The following is a 10,040-nucleotide window of genomic DNA, read 5'->3' on the forward strand; positions in this document are numbered from 1 at the left end:
CCCTTTGTTTTAATATTATCAAAGACGCATGTTCAGACGGCCTTGCCTGGGCGGGCTTGTGTTATATTATCGTTTGATTTTCGCTTCAAAAGCCGTGCGTATGCCCAAACTCCACCAAATTATCGAAGGCCATTGGCAATCCCCTAATCCGTTTTTGTCTTTGCTGTTAAAACCATTGTCCAAGCTGTTTGCCAGAATTGCGGCGAAACGGCGCGATGATTTTGTTTCAGGCCGTCTGAAAAGCGAAAAATTGCCTGTGCCTGTGGTGGTGGTCGGCAATATCCATGCAGGCGGGACGGGGAAAACGCCGATAGTCGCCGCGCTGGTGTTGGGGTTGCGGGAAAAGGGCGTTAAGGTCGGCATCATCAGCCGAGGTTACGGGCGCAAGAGTAAGGCGGTTCATGTATTGAATATAGCCAGCAGTGCGGCAGATGCAGGCGACGAGCCTTTATTGCTGTTTCGCCAAACCGGCGCGCCGACGGCGGTAGGCAGCAGCCGTGCAGAAGCAGGCAGGGCATTGCTTGCGGCATATCCGGAGCTTGAATTGATTGTGGCCGACGACGGCTTGCAACATTATGCCTTGCAACGCGATATGGAAATTGCCGTATTCCCGGCGGCGGATGCTGAACGCACCAATTTGGATTTACTGCCCAACGGCAGCTTGCGCGAACCTTTGTCGCGATTAGCTTCCGTTGATGCGGTCGTCGTCAGCGGCGGAAAAGCAGATGCGGCATTTAAGCCGTCTGAAAATATGTTTGCCAGCCATATTGAAACAGGGCAGATTTACCGTTTGAACAGGCCGTCTGAAAAATTGGATTTGGCGGGTTTGGGAAATCAAACCGTTGCCGCCGTCGCCGGTATCGCCAAGCCGGAGCGTTTTTTCAATACGTTGCAAAGCATGAATATCGCTTTGAAACAAACCGTTGCCTTGCCTGATCATGCAGATATTACGGCAGCGGATTTGCCGGACGCAGATGTGGTGATTATCACGGAAAAGGATGCGGTCAAATTTTCAGACGGCCACGGCCTGAATCATGTGTGGGTGTTGCCTGTTTGTGCGATAATTGAGCCGGACTTGGCGGCGTTTGTATCCGCGAAAGTTTCAATCTAAATGCTTATAGATGTTTCACAGATGTTTTAAAGATGATCTTCAAACTACGCGATAGGAGTAAATCATGAAGTTAAAATATTTGTTGGTCGCTTGCGCAGCTTTATTTGTATCCACTCAAAGCCTGGCTGCTAAACCAAGTGATGAATCTGCAATGAAATGGTTGGAGATTCAAGGGATAAGCAATAATTATAGCGAGAAAGTGCAACGTTCTTTGGAGATGGTGAATAAAGAGGACAATGAGCGCTTGTTAGCGATGACGCCCAAAGCTCAAAAAGCGCAGATGAAGGCGGTCATCAGCCATTATATGAAAAACATGCAAGACGATTTGAGCCGCCCTGAGTTGAAAAAGCAATGGTTGGATGAAGAAAAGCGTGCCGTACAGAAAGTATTTACACAAGAAGAAGTCGATGTGCTCAACCGCTTTTTCTCTTCCCCTCGTGGCAAGGGTATTTTGAGAAAAATCAATCATCTCAGACAGCATGGCGGAGATATTGATAATGTGCTGAGCCAAGCAGACGTGGACAGCATGGCAAAATTGTTTGGGCATGGGGTCGGTAAGTCTGCATTTGAAAAGATGGAACGTTTCGACAAATTGAATGATGAGATTGTTGAAAAGACAATGAGCAACAACTATATCAACGCAAGCAGGAAATATACGCCCGCTTTTGAGGCGCAAACGCGCGATATTTTGTGTAAGGGCAATAAACATTCTTCGGAATGTGCCAAATAATGTGCAGGTCGTCTGAAAATATTTATATTTATTAAGTAGGTAGAAAAAATGAAATTGAAAACTTTATTGTTGCCTTTTGCTGCTTTGGCCTTGTGTGCCAATGTGTTTGCCGCGCCGCCCAGTGATGCGTCGCTTGAGCGTCTGTTTGAAGTACAAAGGATGGACGCTCTGTTGGATCAGTCTTTCCAAAGGGTTGGAGGCATTATGCTCTCCAATCCTAATATACAGAATTTTTTGAAAGATGCGCCGGCGGACAAGCGTCCTCAGTTGGAGGCAGTCTTGAAAAATCATGCAAATCAAATAGCTGCCGAAATCAATACCCCGAAAGTGCGTGCCCAATTGCGTAAAGCAACTATGGACGGCATAAAAACAGTTCTTACTCAGGAAGAAGTCGATGCGTTGATTGGCTTTTACGGCACGGAGGTAGGTCAATCAATACTCGATAAAATGCCGCGCTATCTTGAGGCAACGATGAATCCTACAATGAACATCATTGCCGAAAAATACGAAAAATCAAATCAAAACGAAAAATTAGTCCGAGAAATCCAGCAGATTATGTGCAGCGGCAAAAATCCTGCCCCAGCCTGCTCAACGCAACCCCAAAAACCGGCACGGAAAAAATAATGCCGCTTGAGGTCGTCTGAAAACGAGCGAAGCAAGTTTCGCCAAAACGAGCGAAGCGAGCTTCGCTAAAACCATCAAACCCGAAAGAAACCCCATGGAAAAAAAATTCTTAGACATCCTCGTCTGCCCCGTTACCAAAGGCAGGCTGGAATATCATCAGGACAAACAGGAATTGTGGAGCCGTCAGGCGAAGCTGGCTTATCCGATTCGTGACGGCATCCCTTATATGTTGGAAAACGAAGCGCGCCCGTTGAGCGAAGAGGAACTGAAAGCATGACCGAATTTGTCGTATTGATTCCGGCGCGGTTGGATTCTTCACGTCTGCCGGGAAAGGCTTTGGCCGATATTCACGGTAAACCGATGGTTGTACGCGTCGCCGAACAGGCGGCGAAAAGCAAGGCAGAGCGTGTTGTCGTTGCCACCGACCATCCCGATATTCAGACGGCCTGTCAGGCGCATGGTGTCGAAGTGGTCATGACTTCCAGTCAACATGAAAGCGGTACAACGCGCCTTGCCGAAGCGGCCAATACGCTGAAACTGCCGCAGCATCTGATTGTTGTGAACGTACAAGGCGACGAGCCTTTAATCGACCCTGAACTCATCAACCGTACGGCCGAAGTTTTGGTTGAAAACAATGTGCAAATGGCGACCGCTGCCCATGAATTGCACGATTTTGACGAGTTTATGAATCCTAACGTCGTCAAAGTCATCCTCGATAAAAACCGCAACGCCATCTATTTCAGCCGCGCCCCGATTCCTTATCCGCGCGACGTCATGCGCGCCGAAAAACGCGAATTACCTTCAGAAACAGCTGTTTTGCGCCATATCGGCATTTATGCCTATCGTGCAGGTTTCCTGCAACGCTATTCCGAAATGGAAGTTTCTCCTTTGGAAACCATTGAATCGCTGGAACAATTGCGCGTCCTGTGGCACGGTTATCCGATTGCCGTTGAAATTGCCCAAGAAGCGCCAGCCGCCGGCGTGGATACGCAGGAAGATTTGGACAGGGTAAGGGCTGTGTTCGAGGCCGTCTGAAAGGAAAAAACATGAATGATTTACGCCATTTGAGCCGTGAAGAACAAAAATTGCTTGCCGATGTGGCGAAGCTGGTAAGAGAAGACGAACAAGAATTTAACTATGACATGCTGAAAATAGAAGCGCCAGAGCAGGCAAGCGGCGAGTTTTGGTTCCGCATGGCAGAAATGCTCAGCACTTTGCCGCCCAACCAGTCGTTGGACTTGCGTATGAACGGCGGACGCTTAACCGTTGCCGTATCGATTTTGTCGGTATTGCTGCAAGACAATCCGGATGTTCCGCAGCTTTGGGCACAAAAAATCATTGCGCTCAACTATTTGGCTCATGGCCATCAAACTCGTGCAATCGGTTTGGCGCAGCAGCCTGACAAAGCGGCCGAAGCCAATGAGGAAGAATATTTGGCGAAAGCCTTATCGCAAAACTTGCTTTCCACTTCGAAAGACGCGATAGAGCGATTTCCTGAAGACTCATGGTTTATCGAAATGCGCGACGATGCATGGAAGCATTTCGGCCCGAAAGAGGCCGTCTGAAGTTTTGAACGATAAACACAAGCCGTGTAAAATTATCTGAACATTAAATCCGTCAACCAAAAGGACTCATCATGAAAGTATTATTGTTGGGCGCACCAGGCGCCGGCAAAGGCACACAGGCTCAATTCATCACTGCTGCATTCGGCATTCCTCAAATCTCTACCGGCGACATGCTCCGCGCTGCCATCAAAGCAGGTACTCCGCTGGGTTTGGAAGCAAAAAAAATCATTGATGAAGGCGGTTTGGTACGCGACGACATCATTATCGGCATGGTTAAAGAGCGCATTGCCCAAGACGACTGCAAAAACGGTTTCCTGTTTGACGGTTTCCCACGCACATTGGCACAAGCCGAAGCGATGGTTGAAGCAGGCGTGGATTTGGACGCGGTTGTTGAAATCGATGTACCCGACAGCGTAATTGTCGACCGCATGAGCGGCCGCCGCGTGCATTTGGCTTCTGGTCGTACTTACCACGTTACCTACAATCCGCCTAAAGTCGAAGGCAAAGACGACGTAACCGGCGAAGATTTGATTCAACGCGACGACGACAAAGAAGAAACCGTGAAAAAACGCCTTGCCGTTTACCACGAGCAAACCGAAGTTTTGGTTGATTTCTACAGCAAACTGGAAGGCGAACACGCGCCTAAATACATCAAAGTTGACGGCACTCAGCCGGTAGAAGCCGTGAAAGCCGAAGTATTGAAAGGTTTGGGCAAATAAGTTTTGCCGAAGTAAAATCATGAGGCCGTCTGAAAAAATATTTTCAGACGGCCTTTTGCTGTTATATAAAGGTTAATAATCTCTGTTATTTGAGTTAATAGCGATAATGGCCACTATTATTAGTTTTAATAAGAAAAGTAAGCCACCTATTGCAAATGGAAGTACGGCGAGGCATAGAAGAAATGTAAGCATGATAGTTATCCCAGTTGTTTTAATTGATAGTCTGAAATACTACGTTATTCGTAGTAAATAATCAAGAAAAATATACGAAATTCGTAACTTTGATTTTTAGGATAGAAGTTATGAATTTACAAGAAATTTTTACAAGACGATTTAAGGAAGCAAGAAAAGCAAAAAATTTGACTCAGGAGAAACTGGGACTGGCGATAGGATTAGATGAGTTTGTGGCAAGTACGCGTATTAATCGCTATGAGAAAGGAAATCATCAACCTGATTTGAATACTTTGCAGAAAATTGCTGAAGTATTGGAAGTTCCACCAGCCTTTTTTTTCAGTGATGATGAATTTTCTGTAAAAATTTTAGATTTATATAAGAATAATTAAGGTGTGTTGTGATGAGGCCGTCTGAAAAAATATTTTCAGACGGCCTTTTGTGTACAAAAGCTGTTAAAATCGAAGCTATAACCGTTTATCCGCAGGCATCTTATGAATCCCTTAATCTCCGACTTCCAAACCCAGCAACAACGTACTCCCGTCATCGTCGCCCTTGATTTTGCCAACGAAAAAGATACGCTCGGATTTGTTCGTAATCTTGACCCGGCATTGTGTCAAATCAAAATCGGCAAAGAGCTGTTTACCGCAACCGGCCGTAGTTTGGCAGAAAGCTTAATCAATCAAGGTTTCAAACTTTTCCTCGATTTGAAATACCACGATATTCCCCACACAGTTGCTCAGGCCTGTAAAGTTGCTGCCGATATGGGCGTTTGGATGGTCGATATGCACGCCTCCGGTGGCCGCCGCATGATGGAAGCTGCAGCAGAAGCCGTTGCCGGATATCAAACCAAGCCGCTCTTGATCGGCGTAACCGTGTTGACCAGTATGGAACAAAGCGACTTGGCAGAAATCGGTTTGAACATCGCCCCTGAAGAACAAGTTATCCGCTTGGCGAAACTGGCGCAAAGTTCAGGCTTGGACGGCGTGGTATGTTCCGCTCAAGAAGCCGCACCATTGCGCCGCGAATTGGGGCAGGATTTTGTCTTGGTCACACCGGGTATCCGCTTGGACGTTGCTGGCAATAATGACGACCAACGCCGTATTATGACACCGGCTGAAGCCTTGGCTGCAGGTTCAACCTATTTGGTAATGGGCCGTCCGGTAACGAAAGCTGCCGATCCGGTAGCCGTATTGCGTGAAGTGAACCGCGTGGCAAACGCTTAAGGCCGTCTGAAGTATGAAGGCGATTGTGATTGGCGCGACAGGCGCAACAGGAAAATCCTTGTTGCCTCTGCTTGCAACCAGTTCAGAGGTTGAGTCTATCGACTGCTTCGGTCGCAGACATCCTGATTTTACCCACCAAAAGCTAAATAGCCATCAGATTGATTTTTCTCATCCTGATGATTGGCGCGAAAAAGTGCAGGGGGATGTATTGTTTGCCTGCTTGGGAACAACCCTGAAAGCAGCAGGAAGCAAAGAAGCGCAATGGGCTATCGATTATGAAGCGAATCTTGAATTTGCCAAAGCAGCTAGGCAGAACGGCGTCAATGCTTTGGTTTTGATTTCCGCTTCCGGTGCAAATTCTGCTTCGCGCCTGTTTTATCAACGGATGAAGGGCGAATTGGAGCAAGCAATTATCGCTTTGAATTTTCCGCACCTTATTATTTTCCGCCCGCCATTGCTGATTCGTCCGAACAGCGACCGCTTGGGCGAAAAAATAGCAGAACGGATTTTTCGCGTACTCAACCGCATCGGCATGCTGAAAAACCAACGTCCGCTTGCTGTCGAAAAATTGGCGCAAGCCATGCTGAAAGCAGCGTTGTTGTCATCTCATGAACAGGCGTCGTACTCGAAAAACCATATGCAGGTATATGAGCCTCAAGATATTTTTAGGCTGTTAGATCAATAAACTGATAACAAGCCTTACACAGAGATTTTAATGGAGCCAGTATGGTAACCAAGTTCCAACAAGAAACCCTAAAATCACGTTTTTCACAAGCCAAAGTCCTTGTTGTCGGCGATGTGATGCTCGACCGCTATTGGTTTGGCGATGTGTCCCGCATTTCTCCTGAAGCTCCTGTACCGGTGGCGAAAATCGCCCGTATCGACCAGCGGGCAGGTGGAGCAGCAAACGTTGCCCGCAATATCGCCTCATTAGGCGGTAAAGTAGGGCTGTTGTCCGTGACCGGCGATGATGAAGCTGCAGATGCGTTGGACGCATTGATGATGCAAGACGGCGTTTCTTCCTATCTGATGCGCGATAAGCAAATTGCGACTACTGTCAAATTACGCGTTGTTGCCCGCAACCAGCAGCTTATCCGACTTGACTTTGAAGAATTGCCTCATCGTGAGGTATTGGAACAAATCAAACATCAATATCGAGAAGTGTTGCCTGAATACGATGCCATTATTTTTTCAGACTACGGCAAGGGCGGTTTGTCGCATATTTCCGATATGATCGACTGGGCGAAACAGGCCGGTAAACCCGTTTTAATCGACCCGAAAGGCGATGATTACGAAAAATATGCCGGCGCTACGCTGATTACGCCTAACCGTGCAGAATTGAAAGAAGTGGTGGGCAGCTGGAAAAACGAAAACGATTTGACCGAAAAAGCCCAAAACCTGCGCCGTCATCTTAACTTGACCGCGATTTTGCTGACCCGCAGCGAAGAGGGTATGACCCTGTTCAATGAGGGCGAGCCGATTTATCAGCCTACACGGGCTCAAGAAGTCTATGATGTATCCGGTGCGGGCGATACCGTTATTGCCGGAGTGGGCTTAGGGTTGGCCGCTGGTTATGCCATGCCCGAAGCCATGCACCTTGCTAATACTGCGGCAGGTGTTGTTGTGGCGAAACTTGGTACGGCGGTTTGCTCGTTTGCCGAATTGACTAAGGCATTGGAAGAGCAATAATTGCGGTTTCAGACGGCCTTAAAACCTAAAGGCCGTCTAAAAATACAGTTGGCAAATAATCCAGACAGACAAGTTTTTATTTTCAGATGGCATAATTTCTTCAAGGCCGTCTGAAAAATCAAAATAAAGGAAATTCATTATGACCATTATCGTAACAGGCGCGGCCGGCTTTATCGGCAGTAACATCGTCAAAGCACTTAACCAACGTGGCATTACCGACATTGTTGCCGTTGACAATTTGAGCAAAGGCGAAAAATTTAAAAACCTTGCCGAGTGTGAAATTGCCCATTATCTCGATAAACACGAATTTATCCGTCAAGTGCGCGGCCATCTTCTGCCTTACGATGATATCGAAGCCGTTTTCCATCAAGGTGCATGTTCTGACACCATGAATCATGACGGCCTTTACATGATGGATAACAACTACCAATACACGCTCGATCTCTTGGACTGGTGTCAGGATGAGCGTATTCCGTTCCTTTATGCTTCCAGCGCCGCAGTGTACGGCAAGGGAGAAATCTTCCGCGAAGAGCGCGAACTGGAAAAACCACTCAATGTGTACGGCTACTCTAAATTCTTGTTTGACCAAGTATTGCGCCGCCGCATGAAAGAAGGCCTGACTGCCCAAGTCGTCGGCTTCCGCTACTTCAACGTATATGGACAGCAGGAGCAACACAAAGGCCGTATGGCATCCGTCGCCTTCCATCATTTCCACCAATACCGAGAACACGGTTATGTTAACCTGTTCGGTGCCAATGATGGCTACGGCAATGGCAAGCAAACACGCGACTTTGTCAGCGTAGAAGACGTTGCCAAAGTTAACCTTTACTTCTTCGATCATCCTGAGCTTTCAGGTATCTTTAACCTCGGTACAGGCCGCAGCCAACAGTTTAACGAACTTGCCGCCGCAACAGTCAACGCCTGCCGAGCAGCCGAAGGCAAGCCTGAAATGAGTTTGAAAGAGTTGGTTGAAGAAGAACTTATCCGTTATATCCCATTCCCAGATGCACTTAAAGGCAAATATCAGAGCTTTACTCAAGCGGATATCACCAAACTGCGCGAAGCCGGGTATAAAGAAGAATTTTTGGATGTAAAACAAGGCGTCAGCCGTTACGTTAAATGGATGCTGGAGAACTTGGTTTAAGTTCTTTGCTTAAATGAAGAAAGGCCGTCTGAAAAAGGATTTTCAGACGGCCTTATCATTTTGGGAAATTTTAAAATGAGAAATTTACTTTTCTTTGATGGAAATTGGAATAGTATTTTCAAAACTCATGTTTTATAAAAGATTTAGCTTATCAGGGGGATATCTGATGGGGTATTGGTTGATTACTTTTCTAAAAGCGGTTGGGATAATTAGACGTAAATAGGTATAAATAGGCTAAGGTTATGGCCTATAAAAATAACTGAAAGTTCTTGTTTTGTAGATTGTAATAGACGAAAAAATAACCGCCTAAAAGCGGTAAATGGTGCCCGGAGCCGGAATCGAACCGGCACGGCCGGTTTAGGGCCGACGGATTTTAAGTCCGTTGTGTCTACCTATTTCACCACCCGGGCGTAGACAGTAAATTGAGAAATTGGAGGCGGGGGCGCGGATTTGAACCGACCTATATAAGGGTTGCACCCCTTATAGCATAAACACTCTGCCACCCCGCCATGAAAGGGATGGAGGCGAGAGTCGGAATCGAACCGGCGTAGACGGATTTGCAATCCGCTGCATAACCACTTTGCTATCTCGCCAAAACTACGTTTGAGTGTTGTAGTATGAAACTGGAGCGGGAAACGAGTCTCGAACTCGCGACCTCAACCTTGGCAAGGTTGCGCTCTACCAACTGAGCTATTCCCGCATTTGAGTGCATCTGAAATTAAACTGGAGCGGGAAACGAGTCTCGAACTCGCGACCTCAACCTTGGCAAGGTTGCGCTCTACCAACTGAGCTATTCCCGCGTATTCGGATGCATGATTTAATGGAGCGGGAAACGAGTCTCGAACTCGCGACCTCAACCTTGGCAAGGTTGCGCTCTACCAACTGAGCTATTCCCGCATTTGAGTGCATCTGAAATTAAACTGGAGCGGGAAACGAGTCTCGAACTCGCGACCTCAACCTTGGCAAGGTTGCGCTCTACCAACTGAGCTATTCCCGCATATTGAAAAAGAACAATCAACAAGTAATCAGAATGGAGCGGGAAACGAGTCTCGAACTCGCGA

Annotated in this window: 12 protein-coding genes and 7 tRNA genes; 12 read left to right on the forward strand and 7 right to left on the reverse strand. The window is 47.2% G+C overall.

Features of this window, described 5'->3' with window-relative positions:
• The first annotated feature begins 100 nt into the window (after positions 1–100).
• From lpxK to rfaD, 12 genes are all read left to right on the forward strand, one after another.
• Positions 101–1,111, forward strand: coding sequence for a tetraacyldisaccharide 4'-kinase (gene lpxK, locus HMPREF2560_RS10350; RefSeq protein ID WP_070608079.1), 1,011 nt, complete (start codon positions 101–103; stop codon positions 1,109–1,111).
• Between the two features lie 64 nt (positions 1,112–1,175).
• Entirely contained in the window at positions 1,176–1,841 is a 666-nt protein-coding gene (locus HMPREF2560_RS10355; RefSeq protein ID WP_070607694.1) for a DUF2059 domain-containing protein, read from the forward strand.
• Between the two features lie 48 nt (positions 1,842–1,889).
• Entirely contained in the window at positions 1,890–2,465 is a 576-nt protein-coding gene (locus HMPREF2560_RS10360) for a DUF2059 domain-containing protein (RefSeq protein ID WP_070607690.1), read from the forward strand.
• Between the two features lie 94 nt (positions 2,466–2,559).
• The gene (locus HMPREF2560_RS10365) at positions 2,560–2,742 is read left to right on the forward strand and encodes a Trm112 family protein (protein WP_070607687.1); all 183 of its coding nucleotides are present in this window, start codon (positions 2,560–2,562) and stop codon (positions 2,740–2,742) included.
• On the forward strand, positions 2,739–3,500 hold the full coding sequence (kdsB, locus tag HMPREF2560_RS10370) for a 3-deoxy-manno-octulosonate cytidylyltransferase (RefSeq protein WP_070607684.1): 762 nt from the start codon (positions 2,739–2,741) through the stop codon (positions 3,498–3,500). Before HMPREF2560_RS10365 ends, kdsB begins: the two co-directional genes overlap by 4 nt.
• A gap of 11 nt (positions 3,501–3,511) precedes the next feature.
• Positions 3,512–4,030, forward strand: a complete 519-nt coding sequence (locus HMPREF2560_RS10375) for a 3-deoxy-manno-octulosonate cytidylyltransferase (RefSeq protein ID WP_070873864.1) — start codon at positions 3,512–3,514, stop codon at positions 4,028–4,030.
• Positions 4,031–4,101: 71 nt separating this feature from the next.
• Positions 4,102–4,749, forward strand: a complete 648-nt coding sequence (adk, locus tag HMPREF2560_RS10380; protein WP_003682888.1) for an adenylate kinase — start codon at positions 4,102–4,104, stop codon at positions 4,747–4,749.
• Between the two features lie 302 nt (positions 4,750–5,051).
• Positions 5,052–5,312, forward strand: a complete 261-nt coding sequence (locus HMPREF2560_RS10385; protein WP_003746109.1) for a helix-turn-helix domain-containing protein — start codon at positions 5,052–5,054, stop codon at positions 5,310–5,312.
• 102 nt (positions 5,313–5,414) lie between these two features.
• Positions 5,415–6,146, forward strand: coding sequence for an orotidine-5'-phosphate decarboxylase (pyrF, locus tag HMPREF2560_RS10390; protein WP_070607676.1), 732 nt, complete (start codon positions 5,415–5,417; stop codon positions 6,144–6,146).
• Between the two features lie 13 nt (positions 6,147–6,159).
• Positions 6,160–6,831: an NAD(P)H-binding protein gene (locus tag HMPREF2560_RS10395; RefSeq protein ID WP_070607673.1), complete on the forward strand. Its 672-nt coding sequence runs from the start codon at positions 6,160–6,162 to the stop codon at positions 6,829–6,831.
• A 41-nt stretch (positions 6,832–6,872) separates the two neighbouring features.
• On the forward strand, positions 6,873–7,835 hold the full coding sequence (gene rfaE1 / locus HMPREF2560_RS10400; RefSeq protein ID WP_070607670.1) for a D-glycero-beta-D-manno-heptose-7-phosphate kinase: 963 nt from the start codon (positions 6,873–6,875) through the stop codon (positions 7,833–7,835).
• Between the two features lie 139 nt (positions 7,836–7,974).
• On the forward strand, positions 7,975–8,979 hold the full coding sequence (gene rfaD, locus HMPREF2560_RS10405) for an ADP-glyceromanno-heptose 6-epimerase (protein ID WP_070607667.1): 1,005 nt from the start codon (positions 7,975–7,977) through the stop codon (positions 8,977–8,979).
• A gap of 320 nt (positions 8,980–9,299) precedes the next feature.
• Here the strand turns inward: rfaD and HMPREF2560_RS10410 are convergent.
• The 7 genes from HMPREF2560_RS10410 to HMPREF2560_RS10435 form a co-directional block, all read right to left on the reverse strand.
• Positions 9,300–9,389, reverse strand: a tRNA-Leu gene (locus HMPREF2560_RS10410).
• Between the two features lie 21 nt (positions 9,390–9,410).
• Positions 9,411–9,488: transfer RNA gene (locus HMPREF2560_RS11290), tRNA-Cys, on the reverse strand.
• Positions 9,489–9,498: 10 nt separating this feature from the next.
• A tRNA-Cys gene (locus HMPREF2560_RS10415) sits at positions 9,499–9,572 on the reverse strand.
• Between the two features lie 31 nt (positions 9,573–9,603).
• Positions 9,604–9,679: transfer RNA gene (locus tag HMPREF2560_RS10420), tRNA-Gly, on the reverse strand.
• 24 nt (positions 9,680–9,703) lie between these two features.
• Positions 9,704–9,779, reverse strand: a tRNA-Gly gene (locus HMPREF2560_RS10425).
• 21 nt (positions 9,780–9,800) lie between these two features.
• Positions 9,801–9,876 (reverse strand) — tRNA-Gly (locus HMPREF2560_RS10430).
• Positions 9,877–9,900: 24 nt separating this feature from the next.
• Positions 9,901–9,976 (reverse strand) — tRNA-Gly (locus tag HMPREF2560_RS10435).
• Between the last annotated feature and the right edge of the window lie 64 nt (positions 9,977–10,040).

The sequence above is a fragment of the Neisseria sp. HMSC078H04 genome (assembly GCF_001838135.1).
Taxonomy (GTDB): Bacteria; Pseudomonadota; Gammaproteobacteria; order Burkholderiales; family Neisseriaceae; genus Neisseria.